Annotated in this window: 19 protein-coding genes; 8 read left to right on the top strand and 11 right to left on the bottom strand. The window is 58.4% G+C overall.

The window, feature by feature from the left end; genetic code table 11:
* From ACUTJJ_RS19770 to ACUTJJ_RS19750, 5 genes are all read right to left on the bottom strand, one after another.
* On the bottom strand, window positions 1–429 hold a 429-nt coding region (locus ACUTJJ_RS19770; RefSeq protein WP_445543188.1), incomplete at its 3' end, for a DUF4167 domain-containing protein.
* 391 nt (window positions 430–820) lie between these two features.
* Window positions 821–1,696, bottom strand: coding sequence for a peptide chain release factor N(5)-glutamine methyltransferase (gene prmC / locus ACUTJJ_RS19765; protein WP_445543187.1), 876 nt, complete (start codon window positions 1,694–1,696; stop codon window positions 821–823).
* Entirely contained in the window at window positions 1,693–2,772 is a 1,080-nt protein-coding gene (gene prfA, locus ACUTJJ_RS19760) for a peptide chain release factor 1 (protein ID WP_063947239.1), read from the bottom strand. Before prfA ends, prmC begins: the two co-directional genes overlap by 4 nt.
* A gap of 29 nt (window positions 2,773–2,801) precedes the next feature.
* Window positions 2,802–5,069, bottom strand: a complete 2,268-nt coding sequence (gene ptsP / locus ACUTJJ_RS19755; protein WP_063947238.1) for a phosphoenolpyruvate--protein phosphotransferase — start codon at window positions 5,067–5,069, stop codon at window positions 2,802–2,804.
* A gap of 175 nt (window positions 5,070–5,244) precedes the next feature.
* Window positions 5,245–6,522 carry an aspartate kinase gene (locus ACUTJJ_RS19750; RefSeq protein ID WP_445543189.1) on the bottom strand — a complete coding sequence of 426 codons (1,278 nt, stop codon included), beginning with the start codon at window positions 6,520–6,522 and terminating at the stop codon, window positions 5,245–5,247.
* A 389-nt stretch (window positions 6,523–6,911) separates the two neighbouring features.
* Here ACUTJJ_RS19750 and ACUTJJ_RS19745 point away from each other — a divergent pair, with 389 nt between their 5' ends.
* Window positions 6,912–8,759, top strand: coding sequence for a DEAD/DEAH box helicase (locus ACUTJJ_RS19745; protein WP_063947237.1), 1,848 nt, complete (start codon window positions 6,912–6,914; stop codon window positions 8,757–8,759).
* A gap of 276 nt (window positions 8,760–9,035) precedes the next feature.
* Here ACUTJJ_RS19745 and ACUTJJ_RS19740 read toward each other — a convergent pair whose 3' ends face one another.
* Together ACUTJJ_RS19740 and nspC are read right to left on the bottom strand one after the other, a co-directional pair.
* Window positions 9,036–10,274 carry a saccharopine dehydrogenase family protein gene (locus ACUTJJ_RS19740; protein WP_144578471.1) on the bottom strand — a complete coding sequence of 413 codons (1,239 nt, stop codon included), beginning with the start codon at window positions 10,272–10,274 and terminating at the stop codon, window positions 9,036–9,038.
* Between the two features lie 59 nt (window positions 10,275–10,333).
* On the bottom strand, window positions 10,334–11,431 hold the full coding sequence (gene nspC / locus ACUTJJ_RS19735) for a carboxynorspermidine decarboxylase (protein WP_445543186.1): 1,098 nt from the start codon (window positions 11,429–11,431) through the stop codon (window positions 10,334–10,336).
* Window positions 11,432–11,710: 279 nt separating this feature from the next.
* On the opposite strand from nspC, the gene ACUTJJ_RS19730 reads away from it, so the two are divergent.
* From ACUTJJ_RS19730 to galE, 3 genes are all read left to right on the top strand, one after another.
* Window positions 11,711–12,055: a DUF883 family protein gene (locus ACUTJJ_RS19730; protein ID WP_063947235.1), complete on the top strand. Its 345-nt coding sequence runs from the start codon at window positions 11,711–11,713 to the stop codon at window positions 12,053–12,055.
* A 4-nt stretch (window positions 12,056–12,059) separates the two neighbouring features.
* Window positions 12,060–12,497: a hypothetical protein gene (locus ACUTJJ_RS19725; RefSeq protein ID WP_445543185.1), complete on the top strand. Its 438-nt coding sequence runs from the start codon at window positions 12,060–12,062 to the stop codon at window positions 12,495–12,497.
* Window positions 12,498–12,669: 172 nt separating this feature from the next.
* Window positions 12,670–13,653, top strand: a complete 984-nt coding sequence (galE, locus tag ACUTJJ_RS19720) for a UDP-glucose 4-epimerase GalE (RefSeq protein ID WP_445543184.1) — start codon at window positions 12,670–12,672, stop codon at window positions 13,651–13,653.
* Window positions 13,654–13,741: 88 nt separating this feature from the next.
* Here galE and ACUTJJ_RS19715 read toward each other — a convergent pair whose 3' ends face one another.
* Window positions 13,742–14,314 (bottom strand): PRC-barrel domain-containing protein, encoded by a 573-nt coding sequence (locus ACUTJJ_RS19715; RefSeq protein WP_445543183.1) that lies wholly within the window; start codon window positions 14,312–14,314, stop codon window positions 13,742–13,744.
* 233 nt (window positions 14,315–14,547) lie between these two features.
* On the opposite strand from ACUTJJ_RS19715, the gene ACUTJJ_RS19710 reads away from it, so the two are divergent.
* Window positions 14,548–16,293, top strand: coding sequence for a sensor histidine kinase (locus ACUTJJ_RS19710; RefSeq protein ID WP_445543182.1), 1,746 nt, complete (start codon window positions 14,548–14,550; stop codon window positions 16,291–16,293).
* 237 nt (window positions 16,294–16,530) lie between these two features.
* On the opposite strand, the gene ACUTJJ_RS19705 is transcribed toward ACUTJJ_RS19710, so the two are convergent.
* Both ACUTJJ_RS19705 and ACUTJJ_RS19700 read right to left on the bottom strand, forming a co-directional pair.
* Entirely contained in the window at window positions 16,531–17,517 is a 987-nt protein-coding gene (locus tag ACUTJJ_RS19705) for a sensor histidine kinase (RefSeq protein WP_445543181.1), read from the bottom strand.
* A gap of 95 nt (window positions 17,518–17,612) precedes the next feature.
* Window positions 17,613–18,407, bottom strand: coding sequence for a response regulator (locus tag ACUTJJ_RS19700; RefSeq protein WP_063947229.1), 795 nt, complete (start codon window positions 18,405–18,407; stop codon window positions 17,613–17,615).
* A 137-nt stretch (window positions 18,408–18,544) separates the two neighbouring features.
* Here ACUTJJ_RS19700 and ACUTJJ_RS19695 point away from each other — a divergent pair, with 137 nt between their 5' ends.
* Window positions 18,545–18,751: a NepR family anti-sigma factor gene (locus ACUTJJ_RS19695; protein ID WP_063947228.1), complete on the top strand. Its 207-nt coding sequence runs from the start codon at window positions 18,545–18,547 to the stop codon at window positions 18,749–18,751.
* Entirely contained in the window at window positions 18,751–19,317 is a 567-nt protein-coding gene (locus tag ACUTJJ_RS19690; protein WP_063947259.1) for a sigma-70 family RNA polymerase sigma factor, read from the top strand. The genes ACUTJJ_RS19695 and ACUTJJ_RS19690 overlap by 1 nt, the downstream gene beginning before the upstream one ends.
* A gap of 60 nt (window positions 19,318–19,377) precedes the next feature.
* Here ACUTJJ_RS19690 and ACUTJJ_RS19685 read toward each other — a convergent pair whose 3' ends face one another.
* Complete coding sequence (locus ACUTJJ_RS19685) at window positions 19,378–19,848, bottom strand: Lrp/AsnC family transcriptional regulator (protein WP_445543180.1); 471 nt, start codon at window positions 19,846–19,848, stop codon at window positions 19,378–19,380.
* A gap of 175 nt (window positions 19,849–20,023) precedes the next feature.
* Between ACUTJJ_RS19685 and putA the strand changes: the two genes are divergently transcribed.
* A partial coding sequence (gene putA / locus ACUTJJ_RS19680; protein WP_445543179.1) for a bifunctional proline dehydrogenase/L-glutamate gamma-semialdehyde dehydrogenase PutA occupies window positions 20,024–22,351 on the top strand: 2,328 nt, incomplete at its 3' end.

Raw genomic sequence — 22,351 nt, 5'->3', positions numbered from 1 at the left:
GTCAGGCTGTTGCGCGCGCTCGGCCTGTTCGGCCGGCTGCTGCGGTGCAACGACGCCTTCCTCGCCATCATTCACGTCCATATCGTCGCCATCGGGCCCGGAATAGTCGCCGCGGTCGTCGCGCTGGAAGCGTTCCTGCATCTGGGCCTGGGCCGATGCGATGATACGGTTATAATGTTCAGCGTGCTGGAGATAATTCTCCGCCATGACGCGGTCGCCGGAGCTCTGCGCGTCGCGCGCCAAAGCGGCGTATTTTTCCGCTATGTGCTGCGCAGTGCCACGGATTTTAACATCGGGGCCGGAACTGTCATAAGTTCTGGTCAGCGGATTGCCGCCCTTGCGGTTGAAATTATTGTTGTTACCGCCACCATTGTTATTGTTGTTGTTTCCACGCCCCCGGCCGCGCTTGTTTTGCTGTCCTGGCCTCATCAATTGCTCACCTGAATTCTGTTTTTGCTGACAATCTGGTTGTTTTCATGCAATTCCGGGCGGAAAACCGCTGGAAATTTTTCCTGAAATTGCTCCATCACGCGCCTTGCCGAAGATAACTCCTGGGCAAGACCTCGCGTATGACGACCGGCTGCGCAAATGCTGCACCGAGCCGCCTGCGAACAAAGTTTCCTGATTCACATGCCGGAAACGCCCAGCCTTTCAGGGTTCTCAAAAGAACCCGCTTCGGGACTGACCCATACCCTGACGAATCTCAGTTCGTCCTCAGCCACCCGGCATGTGGCCGCAAACTATCCCGCTTCCCGCGGAAATCCAAGCCTTTTCTTTTGCTGTGCAAAATATCCTTGAAAAAAGCCCGCAAACAAATCGCTCACAACTCTCTCCGGAAGGTCAAAACGCGATCATTACCGCCATAATCCTTGACGGCGCCCAGAAGAGAGAAGCCGTGGGAAGCAAATATAGCGGAAACATCAAGTTTTTGATCGAAACCGATCTCTACACCGACAATCCCGTTTTCCACAAGAAAACGACCTGCATCGGCGGCGATGAGGCGGTACGGCGCAAGGCCGTCCTGACCTCCGTCCAACGCGGCCATCGGGTCGTGGTTACGAACCTCCTGGTCGAGCGTTGCGACGACATCCGTTCTTATATAGGGCGGATTCGACGCAATTATGTCAAAGCGACCGGAGATTTTTTCGAACCAGTCGCTGCGAATGGTTGCGAAGCTTTTTCCGAGGCCGTTTCGGCCTGCATTTTTGGCCGCCGTCTCCAGCGCATCAAGGGAGATGTCGCTGCCGATTCCGGTCGCTTCTGGGCACTCCTTCAACAGTGCCAGACAGATCGCCCCGGTGCCGGTGCCCATGTCCAGAATACGAGCGCTGCCCTTGGCGGAAACAATTTTTTTCAGCGCCGCCAACAGCGTATCGACCAGAACTTCCGTATCCGGCCGTGGCTCAAGCGTTTCCTTCGACAACAGAAGATCCAGACCATGAAACTCGCGGTGACCGAGAATGCGGTGAACGGGTTCGCCACTGGCCCGACGTTCGATCATGGCGACGATACGGGCATTTTCTTCCACGGTGACTGGACGGTCTGGCTTCATCACGAAATCGGTCAATGAGAAACCGACGACATCAGCAATCATAACCCGCGCATCGAAAAGCGGATCGCCGATCCCGGCTGCCTGCAGCCTTTTGCGGGCGGCGGCAAGCACGCTTGCAACGCTCCCTTCGCCCGAAGTGCTCAAAGCTGCTCGCCGAGCTGGGCGAGCTGTCCCGCCTGATAATCGGCGATCAGCGCATCCAAGAGTTCATCGATCTCGCCCTCGATCATGCGGTCCAGCTTGTAGAGCGTGAGATTGATGCGGTGATCGGTGACGCGGCCTTGCGGGAAATTATAGGTGCGGATGCGCTCGGACCGGTCGCCTGAGCCGACCTGGCTCTTACGGTCGGCAGAGCGTTCGCTCTCTACCTTCTGACGCTCGATGTCATAGAGACGTGACCGCAGCACCTGCATGGCCTTGGCTCGGTTCTGGTGCTGCGATTTTTCCGAGCTGGTGACGATCAGACCCGTTGGAAGATGGGTGATGCGAACCGCCGAGTCGGTGGTGTTAACGTGCTGACCGCCTGCACCCGACGCGCGCATGGTGTCGATACGAATGTCTTCCGGGCGGATTTCTATGTCGATGTCCTCAGCTTCCGGCAACACCGCAACCGTGGCGGCGGAGGTGTGGATGCGGCCGCTTGCTTCCGTCTCCGGGACGCGTTGGACGCGGTGAACGCCCGATTCGAATTTCAGCTTGGAGAATACCCCTCGCCCGCTGATGGTGGCGATGATTTCCTTGTAACCACCCGCTTCACCCTCGCTTGCGGAAAGAACCTCCACCTTCCAGCCCTTGGAAGCAGCAAAGCGCTCATACATGCGAAAAAGATCGCCGGCGAAAAGCGCCGCCTCGGAACCGCCGGTTCCGGCGCGGATTTCAAGAATTGCACTCTTTTCATCTGCTGCATCCTTCGGCAGCAGCAGGACCTGCATGTCCTTCTCGAGATCCTCGATCCGGCTGTCGATTTCCGGCAGCTCCATTTCCGCCAGTTCGCGCATATCCTTGTCGGTCGTCTTGTCGGCAAGCAGCGCTTCGAGATCGGCGGCCTCCGAAACAGCTTTTTCGTACTCGCGTATCTTCTTCACCACCGGCTCGAGTTCGGAATATTCCGAAGCCAGCTTCACATACACATCCGCAGCAGGCCCGGCCGACATTCGCGCTTCGATTTCACCGAAACGCCTTTCCAACTCGCGCATTTTTTCGACGGGAAGCTTCGCCACCAGTCACTCCAATTATGAAACAGGTCTTGTTAGATGGGAATGGAATGCGTCGCTGCAAAGCGTAACAACACCTCGCGCGCGCTTTCCAGCGAATTGTGATCGTCCAGCGCTGCGTTTAGCTCCTCGGCCAGGCTCGCAGCATCGAGACCGAGCAGCATCGCCTTGACCGGACCGATCGCCGTTGGCGACATGGACACCGAACGGAAACCGAGGCCGATCAAAGCCATGGCCGAAAGCGGCTTGCTTGCCATTTCGCCGCACAACGTCACGGAGGTATGATGCCTTTCGCCGGCGCGCACGATATCACGCAGAATGCGCAGGAACGGCTTACCCAGGGTGTCGAAACGATCCGAGACCCGCGCGTTGCCACGGTCCACCGCCATCGAGAACTGGAACAGATCGTTCGAGCCGACGGAAACGAAATCCACCTCCTGCATCAGCTCATCGAGCTGCCACATCAAAGACGGCACCTCCAGCATCGCGCCGAATTGCAGCTTTTTCGGCAGCGCATGGCTGAATTTCGAAAGATGCTGCACTTCTTTCTGGAGAAGATCGCGTGCGGCGCGGATTTCGGAAACCTCCGTCACCATTGGCAACATCATGCGCAGTTCAGCACCTGACGCGGCACGCAGCAGGGCGCGCATCTGCGTGCGCATCAGGCCCGGCCGGTCGAGCGACAGGCGGATCGCCCGCCATCCCAGCGCCGGATTTTCCTCTTCCTGCCCGCGCATATAGGAAACGACCTTGTCGCCACCGATATCCAGCGTGCGGAAGGTGACGCTCTTGCCCTTCGCCTGCCGAAGAACCGAACGGTAAAATGCCTCCTGCTCCTCGCCCTTCGGCATGTTGGAGGCGATCATGAACTGCAACTCGGTGCGGAACAGCCCGATGCCATCGGCGCCGGATTCCTCGAGCTGCGGCAGGTCTACCAGAAGACCGGCGTTCATCTTCAGGTTGACTTTCTGGCCATCCTTGGTGATCGGCTCGACATTACGAAGCGCCCGAAACTGCTCCTGCCGGCGGGCGCGCAGCCGCACTTTTTCTTCATAAGCGCGCTGCAGATCCGACATCGGCCGTAGATGCACCTGACCGTCATCACCATCGATGATGACGGGATCGTTGTTTTCGGCTAGCGCGACGATACCCGTCGCCTGTCCGATGATCGGAATGCCCATGGCACGCGCCACGATGACGACATGGCTCGTTACCGCGCCGTCCTCGAGCACGAGACCGCGCAGTTTTTCGCGCGGATAATCCAGAAGTTCTGCCGCACCCATGGCACGCGCCAGCACAATGGCGTCGACCGGGAAATCCTGTTCGGGACCACGACCGCCAAAACCGATCAGCTGGCGCAGCAGGCGGTTGGCGAGATCGTCGAAATCGTGCATGCGTTCGCGCAGATAGGGATCGGTCAGACGCATCATGCGCGCCTTGGTGTCGCTCTGCACCTTTTCGACCGCGGCTTCGGCCGTCAGGCCGTTGCGGATCGCCTCTTCCATGCGCCGCACCCAGCCCTGGTCGTGGGCAAACATGCGGTAGGTCTCAAGGACCTCGCGATGTTCGCCTTCGGTCGGCACATCACGGCGTTGCAACATGTCGTCGATCGACAGCCGCAGGGAGCCTATGGCATCGGCAAGACGCCGGATTTCCGTGTCCGCATCTTCATTCAGCAGGTTCGTAACGACGATGCGCGGATCGTGCAGCACGACATGGCCAAGACCGATGCCTTCGCCATAGGCGTCTCCATCGATAGAGACGGCACGCGTCAGGTCGAGCTCCACGCCGGGGCGGGTGATCTTCTTCAATTCACCGCTCGCCACTATTTCAGCGATAAGCATCGCGGTTGTCTCGAGCGCTTCAACTTCATCCTCCCGATACGTTCGGCTGGCCTTGTTCTGGACCACAAGAACGCCAAGAGTGCGACCGGAGCGCAAAATCGGCACGCCGAGGAAAGAATGATAAATTTCCTCACCGGTTTCAGGGAGATAGCGGAATGCGGGATGCGCCTGCGCATCGGAAAGATTGAGCGGTTGGGCGGATGCGGCGATGGTGCCGACAAGGCCCTGCCCCATTTTCAGCTGGGCAAGATGCACGGCATCCTTGTTGAGACCTTCAGTGGCGTAAAGTTCGAGAACGCTGTCGGAACGCAGCACGTAGACCGAGCAAACCTCCGCCACCATGTTGCTGGCAATTTGACGGACGATCTGGTCCAGACGCTCCTGCGGTTCAAGGTGCTCCGCCATCATTTCGCGCAGCCGCTTGAGCAGGACGCGTGGACCTGCGGAAAGGTCTCTCATCGCGTTTGCTCCCCGACGCTTCCGATCTGAATCTCATAATATTCGAGAATCGAAACGTCATTTAAAAATTTATAGCGAGAGAAGCGCGTCCCGCAAGGGACACGCCTTCATGAAACGCCACATCGGAAGAACGCAACTCCGAAGAATCGGAGCATCGGGAACCGATGTCTCGGGTTCAAGCTTTATCGAGGCCGTAGGCGGAATGCAAAGTGCGAACGGCAAGTTCGGCGTAGGCGCCGTCGATCAGGATCGAAATCTTGATCTCCGAGGTGGTGATCGCCTTGATGTTGATGTTCTTCTCGGCCAGTGCCTTGAACGCGCTGGCGGCAACGCCCGCATGGCTGCGCATGCCGATACCAATGACCGACACTTTGGCGAGACCCGTTTCGTTCTGCGCGACGTCGAAGCCGATCTGGGCCTTGTTGTCATCGAGAACCTTGAGCGCCTTGGCAACGTCACCCGAAGGAACGGTGAAGGTCATGTCGGTGCGCGAACCGTCTTCGGAGATGTTCTGCACGATCATGTCGACATTGATGTGCGCTTCTGCCAGAGGCCCGAAGATCGCGGCGGAGACGCCCGGACGATCGGCCACGCGGCGCAGCGAGATCTGTGCTTCATCCTTGGCATAGGCGATGCCGGTTACGACTTCCTGTTCCACGATTTCATCCTCGTCACAAATCAAAGTACCGGGCGGGTTGATGAGGTCGCCCATGCCCGGTGCATCGGGATCCTCGAAACTGGAGCGAACGAAGGTGCGCACCTTGTGTACCATGGCAAGCTCGACCGAGCGCACCTGTAGCACCTTAGCGCCGAGAGACGCCATTTCGAGCATTTCCTCGAAGGCGATCTTCTTCATGCGGCGAGCCTTGGGCTCGATGCGCGGATCGGTGGTGTAGACGCCGTCGACATCCGTATAGATGTCGCAACGATTCGCCTTGACGGCAGCGGCGATGGCAACGGCCGAGGTGTCGGAGCCGCCACGGCCGAGCGTTGCGATGCGGTTATCCGGACCGATGCCCTGGAAACCGGCGACAACGGCAACCTGGCCTTCGCCCATGCGCTTGACGATATCGGATCCGTCGATTTCCAGAATGCGGGCGGCGCCATGCGCATTATCGGTGCGGATCGGGATCTGCCAGCCCTGCCACGAGCGCGCATTGATGCCCATGGACTGCAGCGTGATCGCGAGGAGACCCGACGTCACCTGCTCGCCCGACGCGACGACAGCGTCATATTCCCGCGCGTCGTAGAACGATGCGGCGTTGCTTCCCGCGACCTTGGCCGCGTTCTGTACCCAGTCCACCAGCTCGTTGGTTTTACCGGACATGGCCGAAACAACCACGGCCACTTCATGGCCGGCATCCACTTCGCGTTTCACATGCCGTGCGACATTGTGAATACGTTCGAGGTTCGCGACGGACGTGCCGCCGAATTTCATGACAATGCGAGCCATAGCCTTGACCAGTACCATCCCATTTTCCCGCCGGCTCTTTCAGAAGACGGACGGACAAGAACACACCCAGTCGGCCCCTCATTACAAAGAGCCTCAAGTTGCGGGTCTCTTAGCGAAAAGCCGGGGGGCACGCAATGCCGTTTATGAACCATGCGGTACGCCTTTTGAGCGCCTGCAAGAAGTTCGGAATGTCGGTTCGAATCTCCGGCAGGATAAAGCACCTGTAAAAGAGCGTACCGCGGTGCACTGTACAAATGGCGCCATTCGCAGTATGAGCGCGGCAATGCAACCGGCCAGATGGCCGAAATGGCCAGTATCGGCTGCCCCGGAGACTTTAGGACCTATTGGTTTCGGGCGGATGCGGGCAGCTCATATCCGAAAGACGGTAGATGACAGACACCCAGGGTATCGCCCCGGCGATCGCGCAGGCGTTGGAAAAACGCGGCTACAAAGACTTGACCCCCGTGCAGCAGGCCATGCTTGCGCCGGAACTTGCCGACAAGGACGCGCTGGTTTCCGCGCAGACCGGTTCCGGCAAGACCGTTGCCTTCGGCATCGCGCTTGCGACCACGCTGCTGCGTGACAACACCCGTTTCGGCCAGGCCGCCGCGCCTCTGGCGCTTGCCATTGCTCCCACACGTGAACTGGCCATGCAGGTCAAGCGCGAGCTGGAATGGCTTTACGAATTTGCCGGCGTCTCCATTGCCTCCTGCGTCGGCGGCATGGATATCCGCAATGAGCGCCGGGCGCTGGAGCGCGGTGCGCATATCGTCGTCGGCACGCCCGGCCGTCTCTGCGACCACATCAAGCGCAATGCGCTCGATCTCTCGTCGATCCGCGCTGTCGTGCTCGACGAAGCCGACGAGATGCTGGACCTTGGCTTCCGCGAAGATCTGGAATTCATTCTGGAAGAATCGCCAGAAGATCGCCGTACGCTGATGTTCTCGGCAACCGTGCCGCGCAGCATTGCCAAGCTGGCTGAGAGCTATCAGAAGAATGCCGTTCGCATCGCAACTGCTTCCGAGCAGAAGCAGCATGTCGATATCGAATATCGCGCCATGCTGGTGACGCCCGCCGATCGCGAGAACGCCATTATCAATGCGCTGCGTTTTTACGAAGCCCGCAACGCCATCGTGTTTTGCTCCACCCGGGCCGCGGTCAATCATCTGACGGCACGTCTCAACAATCGCGGCTTTTCGGTCGTGGCGCTCTCGGGCGAACTCACCCAGAACGAGCGCACACATGCGCTGCAGGCCATGCGCGACGGCCGCGCCCGCGTTTGCGTTGCGACTGACGTTGCCGCCCGCGGTATCGACCTGCCGGGTCTCGAACTCGTAATCCACGCCGACCTGCCGACCAATTCCGAGACGCTTCTCCACCGTTCCGGCCGCACAGGCCGTGCCGGGCAGAAGGGCGTCAGCGCCGTTGTCGTGCCTGTCACGCAGCGTCGCAAGGCTGAACGCCTGCTGGAAGGCGCGAAGGTCAGCGCCGCCTGGGTTCACCCGCCATCTGCGGAAGAAATCATCGAGCGTGATGGTGCGCGGCTTCTGGCCGACCCGTCGCTGATGGAGGCCGTGGCCGAGGACGAACGCGATTTCGTCACCAAGCTGCTGGACCAGCATGGCGCAGAAAAGGTTGCCGCCGCCTTCGTGCGCCTCTATCACGCCGGACGGTCTGCTCCCGAGGACATCACCGAGGTGTCGCTCGACAACAGCCGCAAGCCGCGCCGCGACAGTTTCGAAACGGTTGAGAACAACGCACCGCGTCGCGAGCGTTCCGATTTCGCCGACAGCGCTTGGTTTTCGCTGTCCGTCGGTCGCAAGCAGAGTGCCGAACCGCGCTGGCTGATCCCGATGCTGTGCCGCTTCGGCAAGATCACCCGCCAGGATATCGGCGCGATCCGCATGCAGCAGACCGAGACCTTCGTGGAACTGGCCGCCGACGCCGTCGACCGCTTCACCTCCGCCATCGGCAAGGACATGACCCTCGAAAAGGGCATTCGTCTGAAGGCGCTGGAAGGCAAGCCGGAAATGACCGGCGGCTTCCGCGAAGACACGCGCCCGGCCAAGGCCCAGCGGAAGTTCAGCAAGTCCGACAACGCGAGCGCCCCCCGCGATGACCGCAAGGGCGACGACAAGCCCTGGAAAAAGAAAAAGGCCTTTGGCGACAAGCCGAAATATGAAGGCAAAAAGGACAAGCCTTTCGAGAAGCGCGGACCGAAGCCGACGAAGGGCTGAGGACGTCCTTCGTTTTTGGCAATTGCAGGAAAATGGGTCCCTTTTTGTGGGACTCAAGCCGGTCGACGACCTCCTCCGTCATGCCGGACCTGATCCGGCATCCAGCCACGACGCGTCTGCGTCGTGAGAAGACCCTTTTGCGATCAAAGACTTGATCGCGCTAGACCCCGGATCAAGTCCGGCTTGACGGAGTGGCAATCGATTCAGGTCGACAGATTCAGCAAAAAGCCCCGCTTTCGCGGGGCTTTCTATTTAACGCGATCAAAACGCCTGCGCTCAGAATTCCAGAGCGCGATCCCCGTTTTCGTCCTTGATGCGGTTCGGAAGACCGATCTTGTTCAGAAGGTTCAGGAACGGCTTCGGCGGCAGTTCTTCGACGTTTGCCATCTGCTTCACATCCCATTTACCTGTCGCGATCAACATAGCGGCAGCGACCGGCGGAACGCCGGCGGTGTAGGAAATGCCCTGCGAACCGACTTCTTCGTAAGCGTCCTTGTGGTCGGCCACATTGTAGATGAAGACTTCGCGTTCCTTGCCGTCCTTGATACCCTTGACGATATCGCCGATACAGGTCTTGCCGACGTAATCGGGCGCGAGCGAGGACGGATCGGGCAGCACGGCCTTGACCACCTTGAGCGGCACGACTTCCAGACCTTCCGCCGTCTTGACCGGCTTTTCGGACAAGAGGCCAAGGTTCTTCAGCACGGTGAAGACGTTGATGTAGTGATCGCCGAAGCCCATCCAGAAGCGCACATCGGCACCGTCCATGTTCTTGGAAAGCGAATGCACCTCGTCATGGCCGGTCATATAGGCCTTCTGCTTGCCGACGACGGGCAGATCGAATTCCTGGCCAACTTCGAACATCTGGTTCGTCTGCCACTGGCCATTCTGCCAGGAATAAACGACGCCCGTGAATTCGCGGAAATTGATTTCCGGATCGAAGTTGGTGGAGAACCAGCGGCCGTGGCTGCCGGCGTTGATATCGACGATATCGACCGACGTGACCTTGTCGAAATACTCATCCTTGGCAAGGCGCGCATAGGCGTTGACCACGCCCGGGTCGAAACCGACGCCGAGAATGGCGGTAATGCCCTTTTCCTTGCATTCCTCCGCGCGCTTCCACTCGTAGTTTCCGTACCACGGCGGCGTCTCGCAGATCTTGGTCGGATCCTCGTGGATCGCCGTATCCATATAGGCAACCCCCGTGTCCATGCAGGCACGAAGAACGGACATGTTGACAAAAGCCGAACCGACATTGATGACGATTTCCACGCCGGTTTTCTTGATCAAGGCTTTTGTCGCCTCGATATCCATCGCGTCAAGCGCATGGGCCTCAAGCTTCACTTCCGTCTTGAGGCTCTTCTTTTCGCGTACGGACTCGACAATCTTGCGGCACTTTTCCAAGGTCCGTGACGCAATATGAATGTCTCCCAATACATCGCTGTTCTGGGCGCATTTATGCGCCACGACCTGTGCTACGCCACCGGCGCCGATGATCAGAACGTTCTTCTTCATTTCAGGTGATGCCTCCTTTTCCCCGCAGGGATGAGCTTCGTTGGATGTTGAAACAGGGTTTAAGACAGGCTTTGCTCGAAATCGGCAAAGTCGAATTCACGAACGGCGCGAACCGAGCCGTCGAGTTCCTTGATGGCGATCGTCGGCATCTTGACACCGTTGAACCAGTTCTTCTTGACCATGGTATAACCGGCAGCATCCTGGAAGGAGATGCGATCACCGACCTTCAGCTCCTTTTCGAAACGGAAATCGCCGAAGATATCACCGGCGAGGCAGGACTTGCCGCAGACCATGTAGGGATGTTCGCCCTCGTTCGGCGAAACCTTCGCGCTCTCGCGATAGATCAAGAGATCGAGCATATGCGCCTCGATCGAACTGTCGACGATGGCGAGGTTCTTGCCGTTGAACAGCGTGTCGAGAACGGTCACTTCGAGCGTCGTGCTCTTCGTGATCGACGCTTCGCCCGGCTCGAGATACACCTGAACGCCGTATTTTTCGGAGAAGGCGCGCAGACGGTCGCAGAACTGGTCGAGCGGGTAATCGTCTCCGGTAAAGTGGATGCCGCCACCGAGGCTTACCCATTCGGCGCGCGACAGCAGCGATCCGAATTTCTCCTCGATCTGCGTCAACATGCGGTCAAACAGGGAAAAATCGCTGTTTTCGCAATTGTTGTGAATCATGAAGCCGGAAATCCGGTCCATCACCTTGTCAACCTTGGCGACATCCCATTCGCCGAGACGGCTGAAAGGACGTGCGGGATCGGCGAGGTCGAAGCTCGAGGAGCTGACCTGCGGATTGAGGCGCAGACCGCGCGTGATGCCAGATGCCTTGTCGGCAAAACGCTCCAGCTGACCGATCGAATTGAAGATGATCTTGTCCGCATTCGCAATGACATCGTCGATTTCGTAATCAGCGTAGGCCACGGAGTAGGCATGGGTCTCGCCGCCGAATTTCTCGCGCCCGAGACGGACTTCATAAAGCGACGATGAGGTCGTGCCGTCCATATATTGCGACATGAAATCGAAGACCGACCAAGTCGCAAAGCACTTCAACGCCAGCAGCGCCTTGGCACCGGATTTTTCACGCACATAGGCAATCTTCTCCATGTTGCGGAGGAGTTTTGTCTTGTCGATCAGGTAATAAGGCGTCTGCAGCATGTCGTTTCACATATTGATTGAAGTCAAGGTCGGTCTTGGATGATGGGCCTTATATGATGCTTGTGACAGGAAAACAAATGTCCGGGGGTGAATTCCTTCAAAAAGGCTTTTCCCCGAAAATCGGACGAATAAAACACATGACGTTACGGAACCAAGCCTAAGCGGGCGCGTTTCCATCGCGGACAGGCGGGTGTTTCTGCCGCCGTAACGAGAGTTAAACGGCGGCGGTTTCTGACACGTCGCAACCCCGATCAACGATGTTCAGGAAGGACTTTACTCATGGCAAGCGTGCGTAGCAGCGTTAACGACAAGATCCAGCAATCCCTCGAAAGCGGTGATGCAGCCGACGTGGCAGCCCAGCTCTCCCAGCTTCGCGAAGACCTGGCAAATCTTGCCAAGAGTGTGAAAGCGCTTGGCGTTGGCGCTTCGTATGAACTGAAAGCGCAGGCAGCGCGCGTCGCTGACGATGCGATCTCTGCGTCCAGCGACATGGCCGACACCGTCCGCAACGAAATCTCGACGCTGAACGACAACCTTACCGATCAGGTCCAGAAGAACCCGTTGCAATCGCTCGGCATTGCCGTTGGCGTCGGCTTCGTTCTCGCTCTCCTGACGCGTCGATAAGCTCATGCTTGAAGCATTGCTGGTCTATCTGGGGGAGACCCAGCGTGAAGGCCGCGTCGTCACCCGACGACTGCGGTCTGTCATAATACTATCGGTACTTGCTGGGATATTTTTCCTCATCGCCTTCGTCGCAGCGGTGGTGGCGGGCTCCATCTATCTTGCCCGTCATGTGGGGGCCGGACCGGCGGCCCTCGTTGTTGCGGGTGCGGCATTCCTTCTCGGCGTCATCATGTTGGTCGCGCTTGCGATCCTGAAACGTCCCCGGGTTTATGCCACGAGGCCGATCTCTCCGCTTGCCGCCGCTGCGCCTTTGACGGCGGCACCGCTTGCTCTGCAATCTCTGCTTTCACTCGCAATCCAGGCGCGGCCCTATGCCACCCTTGCCGTCGCAGTCGCCGCGGGTTTCCTCGCGACAAGAGCAGGTACGAAAAAGACCAAGTGATTTCTTGGCAGGCGAACCGAACCGACCGCGCATCCAAGCCATGGATGCGCGGTTTTTTTTATGTTACCGGCGAAGGATAAATTGGCTTGGGGCTTCCCGCGCCTCGCCGCCCTTTTTTGAACACAGTGAAATACAGTCTCGGGCGCGTCCATAATTTTCTGAAAGGCAATTGATGAAGAAGAAAGTTCTTGTCGTTGGCGGCGCCGGTTATATCGGTTCGCACACCTGCCTGCTGCTCTCTGAAAGAGGCTATGAACCCGTCGTTTTCGACAATCTTTCCAACGGGCACGAGGAATTTGTCCGCTGGGGGCCATTTGAACAGGGCGATATTCGCGACCGGGCACGGCTGGACGAGGTTTTCACAAAACATAAGCCTGAGGCGGTCCTTCATTTCGCCGCGCTGATCGAAGTCGGCGAATCCGTCAAGCAGCCCGTTGCCTTCTATGACAATAACGTCATCGGATCTCTTAACCTGCTTTCCGCCGCCATCGACGCTGGCGTGACGGCCTTCGTTTTCTCCTCCACCTGCGCGACCTATGGTTTGCCTGAACAGGTGCCGATCGATGAGACACATCGCCAAGCGCCCATAAACCCCTACGGCCGCACCAAGTGGGTCGTAGAGCAGGCACTGAAGGATTATAGCACCTATAAAGGCCTGCGCTCGGTAATGCTGCGCTACTTCAACGCCGCCGGCGCGGACTTTGAAGGCCGCATCGGTGAATGGCACAAGCCTGAAACCCACGCGATCCCGCTTGCCATCGAGGCAGCGCTAGGCAGGCGACAGGGCTTCAAGGTGTTCGGCACCGACTACGATACGCGCGACGGCACATGCGTGCGCGATTATATCCACATCCTCGATCTCGCCGACGCGCATGTGCGGGCGGTGGACTACCTGCTCGGCGGCGGCGAGACTGTCGAGCTCAATCTCGGGACCGGAACTGGCACCACGGTGAAGGAATTGCTGGCCGCCATTTCTGAAGTTTCCGGCCGTCCCTTCGCTGTCGAGTATACGGAGCGCCGCGATGGGGACTCGACGACCCTCGTAGCCAACAACGACAAGGCGCGGGACGTTCTCGGCTGGCAACCGCGTTACACGCTACACGACATCATCAAGTCCGCCTGGGCGTGGCATTCCTCCCGCAACGCTGGCGACTGAGCACAAAAAAGCACCGACCTTTCGGTCGGTGCCTCGCGCGGGACTGCCAGTTCAGGCCTGTCCCGCTCTTGCCTCCCAGGTAACCTTATCAGGGCTTGGTGGCGGAAGTCGTCGTGCCGTCGGGCGTCGCCGGTGCAGCAGCATTCTGCTCACTGGCCTTCTGCTCGAGGGTCTTGAACTCGGGCGCGGCCTTCAGCGTTTCTGCCGTTTCGGTCGTCGTCAGGCGAATGGTGCCGTCCTCGACGTTACGGGTCATCGTGATCTTCTCCATGGGAACGGCGACGTCCTTTGCGCCGATTCCGAGGAAGCCACCAACGCCGATGACGGCTGCGACCAGACCGCCATCCTGTTCCATGATGAGGTTTGTCACGTTACCGATGCTTTCATCGGCGCCAGTGTAAACGGACTTGCCGATATAGTCGTTCGCGCTCACCTGATTTTCACCCTGCTGAGTGATGTAGGCGCCGCCGGTGGTTGCAGCAGCGGTGTCACCAGCCGTCGGGGCGGAAGGGGTCATCGGTGTAGCAGAAGGGTTTGCCGGCTCGGTTGCGCCGGGGGTTGCCGGTGCCGGCTGCGTCGTTCCCTGAGCGATGGCAAGCGGCGCGAAAGCGGTGGTACCCATCAGAGCGGCGGTAAACAGAGTTGCGAGTTTCTTGGTCATTTTCGTACCTTCCTTTCATCGTTCTCAACTGGCCGGCGGGGACATTTCCTCCGCTCCTCGACCGGTTCGACTGGCAAACGGCATGGTTGTTAAAATAGTTCCGATTTTTCCGATCACGGCTTCGGGAGATGTCGTGAACCACAACATCACAAGGTAAAAAATCAGCCATTGCTAATGAGCCGTCGCGCGCTATTATCCATGTGTAACAAAGGGATAAATGCCGGAGTTTTCACATGCCTCGACCCGGCAACAGACTGATGAACATAGTCTCGGCTTTGCGTCGGCGCGGCGCGAATTTTTTCCCCACAGCCTCGATCGGCACCTATCTGGTGGTCATGGCAACCGTAACGACGCTGCCGCTGATCCTTTTCGTCGGTTACCTCACGATGAGGCTGGAAGCAGAGAAACGCGATGACCTGCAAAGGGAAACGATCGAGGATGTGCGCACCGTTTCCCGCAACATCGATCGCCGCCTCCAGGAAATCGCCACCTCGCTCAATCTTCTTTCACAGTTTCCTGAACTGGAAAGCGGAAATCTAGCGGCATTCCAGGGACGGGTCGCTGACAGTCTGACCAAGGACGGGCTTTATGCCATTCTGGCAACAAAGGATGGGCAGCAGCGGCTCAACACCCGAGTTGCCTACGGTCAGCCTCTCAGCAGGGTGCCTGAGGGGGCAAATCTCGCCAAGGCAGCCGACGCCCGTCGCATCACCGTATCTGACATTTTTTTCGGCAACATCAGCAAAGAGTGGGTTTTCAATGTCACCCTCCCGCTTGATGAAGAACTGCATGCGGCGGGGGACGCGCTGATCCTGACACAGAATGCGAGCGATCTCAGCCGGCTGATCTCCACGGAGAACCTGCCACGAAACTGGGCGGTCGCGATTATCGATGGAAACAACCGCGTCGTCACCTCCACGTCGCAGGACCAGGCCGAGGTCGGCAAGCCTTTTTTCAACGCAGACCTGCTTACCGAAATGCAGGCGTTCAGCGGCAACCTTCTTGACGGTAAAGGCAATCTTTACGCCTATGCCCAATTGCCCGGATGGCAATGGAGGACGGTGATGTGGGGCCCAATGGCCGCCAGTCAGGCCGCGCTCATCGACACCTGGCGTCAGATGATGATCGGCAGCCTTGTGCTGGTGCTGATCGCGATCGGCGGTGCTTATCTCGTCGGGCGGCAGCTGCGCAGCTCTATCCGCGACCTGACACGCATGGCGGAGCGGATCGGCGAAGGCGAGATTGTCGCGCCCGTCGATACGAAGATCAAGGAAGCCAATCAGGTCGCCTATGCGCTTTCCAACGCATCCTTCGACAGAAGTCAGTCGGAAGAGCGCCTGCAATTGCTGCTGCACGAGCTGGTTCATCGTTCCAAGAATATCCTGACGCTTGTTCAGGCAATGATACGGCAACTGGGGCGGGAAAATAAAAGCATTCCCGAATTTCAGAAAGAAGTGGACCACCGTCTGCGCGGCCTCGGAATGTCGATAAGGGCACTGGCGGAGGTTCAGTGGCAGGGCTTGCCCATTCACAAGCTTATCGAGACACACCTCGAAGTTTTCGGCTCGGTAGCGCAACGGGTCACGCTTGAGGGTGATGATTTCATGCTCTCCCCCGAGGCCGCCCAGAATTTCGGTCTGGTTGTGCACGAGCTGACGACGAACTCCATCAAATACGGCGCGCTCTCGGTCCCATCCGGGACTATTACGATCCGCTGGCGGCTGCATGATAAGGACGGGCGGCAGATGATTCATCTGGCCTGGACGGAAACAGGCGGCCCCGCGGCCAGCGAACCGAGTCGGAAAGGTTTTGGCACAACGGTCATAAAGAGGCATGCAGAAGGCGCGTTCGGCGGCCAGGTGATAACGACATATCGGGCGACGGGGTTCGAATGGTCACTGGAGGCCCCGATGCGCTATTTTACGCCGAAACGATCGGAACAGACAGACACGCCCTATGACGAGGCGCAAGTCCGCTGAAGTCGGGGTTTCTGCGTCTTGTCAAAAAAAAGAATTTTCGTGGAACCGATTTCGTTCAGGCGTGTTGTTACTGCAGGCCAAGCAATTCCCCCGTCCCCGCCTGAAGCTTGGCCCGAAATAAACAGGTTTCGCCCCTGAAAACCTGTCCTAATAATAGCACGGCTCTTTCACGAGCCGTGCTATTTTTTATTTTGGCAAACTTGGAGCAGGCTGTTTTCCGCTACCAAGCTCCAGGTTTCAGCCGTCCATGTCGCGTGAGGGAAATTTGAGCCGGTAGACGATCCGCTCGGGTGTAAGATGATACTCAGCGGTTCCGCCGAGGGCAGACGGCACCACCTTTTCCAGCACAACGCTTCCGAAGCTGCCGCGCCGTGCCTCGGACGGGTCTTTCGAGGGCGTCATTGGCTCGTTCCATTCAACGATGTAAAACTCGTCTTCCTGGCGACATTGAAGCGCAATGGGCGGATGGAAGGCAAGATTACCGCCGTGGCTGACGGTGTTGACAACGAGCTCGTGGAAGGCGAGCCCGATGTAAAGTGCACCGTTCGGGTTGAGCAGGAGGTTTTCGCCCTCCATGTGGATCAGGTTGGGGTATTCGGGGACGTAAAGGTCGAACTGCTGACGAAGCAGCTCGAATATACGCGCACCCCTCCAATCGGAATCCGTGATGAGATCTTGACTTTGGGCGAGTGCATGCAGCCTGCCCCGGAACTTGCGAAGGAAATCATCCTTGGTGAGACTGAAACGGGCCGTTTGCCCGGCAAGGCTCTGAATGATTGCCAGCAGGTTCTTGGAGCGATGGCTGACTTCCCGAAGCAGCGATCGTAAAAGCTGCTCACGACGCCTTTCCGCCGTCACCTCGCGGATGGTGGTTTTCATCACCATCTGGTTCGCTTGGTTAAGCGTGGAGTGGATCTGAAACTGGAAGACGCGGTCATGACCGGCATTCACTTCTAGCATGCCACGGCTGCCTGCCGTCTTCATATCCTTTTTCAGCTCGCCGAGCCGTACGGAGAGATCAGTACCGAAAAGATTTTCATCGGTAGGACGTGAATCGGCCGGAATTTTCCAGATGTCAGGCAGGTTGGCCACGAAAATGTAATCGCGGTTCCAGTCCTGCAACATGACCGTCTCGCCCGAATCGAGCAAGGCAAGGACGAGCGAATCGTGAAGTTCGCTTTCGTCCCTATCCGCGTTATGCCATGCCAGCCGATGCAAATTCATCTCCTTGCAGAAAGTCGTGGCGCAGTCCCACGACCGTAACCGCCAACGTCCGGGCACCAGACTGGTTCCCGGTTAATCCGCGGTTTCGGCAACTTTCACGCCGCGACGCGTGAGCTTTCATTGAAGAACAGAGCTTGGCTGATAAGCGCTTTTACCATGTCCGGATTGAACGGCTTCGTGACGAGGAAGGTCGGCTCCGGCCGCTCGCCTGTCAGAAGACGTTCGGGGAATGCCGTAATGAAGATCACCGGGAGGGTGGTCATCTGCAAAATGTCCTTCATGGCATCCAGACCGGAACTGCCATCGGCGAGCTGGATGTCCGCCAGGATCATCTTCGGCTGTGTGCGATGGAAAAGATCAAGCGCTTCCGTATGAGTACGGGCGATGCCGGTGACGCGATGGCCAAGATCGGTAACCATCTGCTCGATATCCATGGCGATCAGAGGCTCATCCTCGATGATCATGATGTCGGTCGCGACCTGGCGGGCGATTTCAGAGGCCGCCTCGTCGATCAGCTTGCCAATCTGGTCTTCCGAGACCTTCAGGACTTCCGCAGCTTCAGATGGCGTGAATTCTTCGACGGTGGTCAAAAGAAAAGCCTGACGGGCAAGCGGCGGCACGGCGGAGAGGTTCGCCGAGGCGCGTTTTTCCCATCCTGACAGATTTTCATCGGCCTTAATGTTGATGGTGACGGAACTAAAGATCGACACGAACAATTGATAAAGCGAAACGCGATCGTTGCTTGTCTGCGGAAAGATGCTGATGTCGGCAATGAGCGCCTCAAGCGTTGCCGCAACATAGGCATCGCCGGTCGATTGTGAGCCGCAAACGGCACGCGCGAACCTGCGAAGATATGGCAGGTGCGGTGCGATGCGTGTAGAAACTGACATGGAATTCTCCCCTTTCATGCGGCTTGCAGCGCAAACCTGAGATAATAACGCACATGCCCAAAAAAAAGTTCCAGAGCCCCGGAACTATTTTTTTCGTCGCGCATTCTGAGCCTGACACAAAAGGAATACCGGACGTTATGAGCATTTTTCAATCGGACCAAGACCAGCCGGATAATCCGGCCGCCCCCCAGGTTCCGCACTCCGGGCGGGCGGTGATTTCCCGTAAGCTCAGGGAGCTTTACGATGCCGTCCAGGACGAGGGCATCCCTGACAAGTTCCTCGATCTTCTCGAAAAACTCGATGAAGCCGAAAGCAAAGCCAACGTGAAGGCTTCGGGGGAATGATGGCGAAAGAGCCGGAGAAGACAGAATATAATTTCAAAAGGGAAATGCTGGCGGCGCTGCCAAATCTTCGCGCCTTCGCAATTTCACTCATTCGCTCCAGAGATCGTGCTGACGACCTTGTGCAGGACACGATCATGAAGGCGTGGGCGAAACAGGACAGCTATCAGCCGGGCACCAATATGCGGGCATGGCTGGTAACAATCCTGCGCAACGAATTCTACAGCCAAATCCGCAAGTCGGGTCGAGAAGTACAGGACACCGATGGGGTCTATACCGCCCGCATGTCCGTACCGCCCGAACAGCATGGATCAGTCGATCTTCAGGACTTCCGCTCTGCGCTCGCGAAACTGCCCGATGATCAGCGCGAGGCCATTCTGCTGATCGGCGCCTCGGGCTTCGCATACGAGGAAGCGGCAGAGATCTGCGGTTGCCCTGTCGGGACGATCAAGAGCCGTGTCAGTCGCGCCCGATTGCGCCTCCAGGAGCTGCTTGGCATCGAAAACGAGAATGAGTTCGGTCCTGACGCGCAAATGACGGCAGTGACCGCCGCTGCTACGGCGCGGTGAGCGAACGATACCTAACCTATTGAACGGGCAGGCGGGCGTCTGCCCGTTTCTCGTTGGGCGCTATATGCCGGTTTCCTTAACCGACTGCATCACCACGAAGGTGGATGTGTTTGCGACGGACGGAAGGCTTGATATTTTCTCGCCGAGAACCCGTCGGTATTTGCGGATATCGCTGGTGCGGACCTTCAGAAGATAGTCGAAGGCTCCTGCAATCATATGGCACTCTTCGACCTCCTTGATCTTGCGCACCGCGGTGTTGAACTCTTCCAGCGCTTTTTCCCGCGTGTCAGAAAGTTTCACCTCGGCAAAGGCGATGTGATCGACGCCCAGTTTCTGCGGATTGAGCATGGCGCGGAAGCCGAGGATGTACCCGTCATCCACCAGTCGCTTCAGCCGCGTCTGGCACGGGGTCTTTGAAAGACCGACTCTTTTCGAGAGTTGCAGTACGGACATGCGGCCATCTTCGCTGAGCGCCTCGAGAATCTTGAGATCGAAATGATCCAGACCGTCTGTTTTTTGAGTATTTGCCATCCTATTTAACGCCAATCTCGATTGATAAAAGTTCATATTGCCTTTTCTATCCTGAAAATAAAGCCATAGCAATTTTTGCGGCGGTGATATTGTGTGACCAAGGATGACAGGCGGCGGGCGGAGGAAACGCTACCGCCGACGATCTGCCTTCAACAGCGTTATCAGGATTTTAAGAATGGCCGATGGTGCAAGCAACGCCGGTGTAGTGGCGGATGGTATCTTCCAGAATTTCGCGCCGGCAGTGCGCGAGCAGAGCCCCCTGCGCAAGGCGATCACGGCGGCTTATCGCCGTGCCGAAGAAGAATGCATGGCGCCGTTGATCGAGGCAGCGACGGTAACGGCTGATGAGGCGAAAGCCATTCGCGCCACCGCCCGCAAACTCATCGAAGCCCTGCGCGCCAAAACGAAGGGCACGGGCGTCGAGGGGCTGGTGCAGGAATATTCACTGTCAAGCCATGAAGGTGTGGCGCTGATGTGCCTTGCCGAGGCACTGCTGCGCATTCCAGACACCGCTACCCGCGATGCACTGATCCGCGACAAGATCGCCCGCGGTGACTGGAAGTCCCATATCGGCGGAGGGCGCTCGCTCTTCGTCAATGCAGCCACCTGGGGCCTTGTCATTACCGGAAAGCTCACCTCGACCGTCAACGACAGCGGGCTGTCGGCCGCTCTGACGAAGCTGATTGCCCGGGCCGGCGAACCCGTTATCCGCCGCGGCGTCGACATGGCCATGCGCATGATGGGCGAACAATTCGTGACCGGCGAGACCATCGGCGAAGCGATCAAGCGGTCGAAGCCGCTGGAGGAGCAGGGCTTTCAATATTCCTATGACATGCTGGGCGAGGCGGCGACCACCGCCAGGGATGCCGAGCGCTATTATAAGGATTATGAAAACGCCATTCACGCCATCGGCAAGGCCTCTGCCGGTCGTGGTATCTACGGTGGGCCAGGCATTTCCATCAAGCTTTCGGCGCTTCACCCGCGATACGCCCGCTCGCAGGCCGAACGCGTAATGGCGGAACTTTTGCCCCGCGTGAAATCGCTGATGCTGCTCAGCAAAAAATATGACATCGGCCTCAACATTGATGCGGAAGAAGCCGACCGGCTTGAGCTTTCACTCGATCTTCTGGAAGAGCTGGCGCTCGACAAGGACCTCGCAGGCTGGGATGGCCTCGGTTTCGTCGTGCAGGCCTATGGTCGTCGCTGCCCCTTCGTTCTGGATTACATCATCGATCTTGCCCGCCGTTCGGGCCGCCGTATCATGGTGCGTCTCGTCAAGGGCGCCTATTGGGACGCGGAAATCAAGCGCGCGCAGGTGGAGGGTCTGGAGGACTTCCCGGTCTTTACCCGGAAAGTGCACACCGATGTCTCCTACATTGCCTGCGCCCGCAAGCTGCTCGCCGCGCGCGACGTCATCTTCCCGCAGTTTGCGACCCATAACGCGCAGTCCATGGCGACGATCTACCATCTCGCCGGCCCTGACTTCAAACCCGGCGACTACGAGTTCCAATGCCTGCACGGCATGGGCGAACCGCTTTACAGCGAAGTCGTCGGCAAAAAGAAGCTCGACCGGCCCTGCCGGTTCTATGCCCCCGTCGGTACCCATGAGACGCTGCTGGCCTATCTTGTCCGCCGCCTGTTGGAAAACGGTGCGAATTCGTCCTTCGTCAACCGCATTGCCGATCCTGCCGTGCCGGTGGATTCCCTGCTGGAAGACCCGGTCGCGGTCGTCAAGTCCTATGCCGTTCCCGGCGCACGCCACGATCGTATTGCAGCCCCTGACGGCCTGTTCGGCCCGGAACGGAAAAATTCTTCGGGCCTTGACCTCTCCAGCGAAACGACGCTTTCCGCCCTCAATGAAACGCTGAAGGCGGGCGCAACAAAGGAGTGGAAGGCCGCCGCCCCACAGGCGAACGGCGAAACCCGCCCGGTTCGCAACCCTGGTGACCATAATGATATCGTCGGCTATGTCACCGAACCGACGCAAGCCGACGTCGAAGAGGCCATGCAGCGGGCCGCGGCCTCTGGCTGGCCCTCAACCCCGGTCAACGAACGCGCCGCCTGCCTGGAACGCGCAGCAGACGCCATGCAGGCCGAAATGCCTGCACTGCTCGGCCTCATCATGCGCGAAGCCGGCAAATCCATGCCGAACGCCATTGCCGAGGTGCGTGAGGCGATCGACTTCCTGCGGTACTATGCCGGGGAAGCCCGTAAAAACCTCAAGGCCGGCGAAGCGCCGCTTGGCCCGGTCGTCTGCATCAGCCCGTGGAACTTCCCGCTCGCCATCTTCATCGGTCAGGTGACGGCGGCGCTGGTTGCCGGCAATCCGGTTCTCGCAAAGCCCGCTGAAGAAACGCCGCTGATCGCCGCGCAGGGCGTACGCCTCCTGCATGAGGCAGGGGTTCCGCAAGACGCCGTGCAGCTTCTGCCGGGCGACGGCAAGACGGGGGCAGCACTTGTCCGATCGCCGCTGACGGCGGGCGTCATGTTCACCGGTTCCACG

Source organism: Agrobacterium sp. DKPNP3 (genome assembly GCF_052686535.1).
Note: the sequence above shows the minus strand (reverse complement) of the source record. Positions and strands in the feature narration are given on the sequence as shown.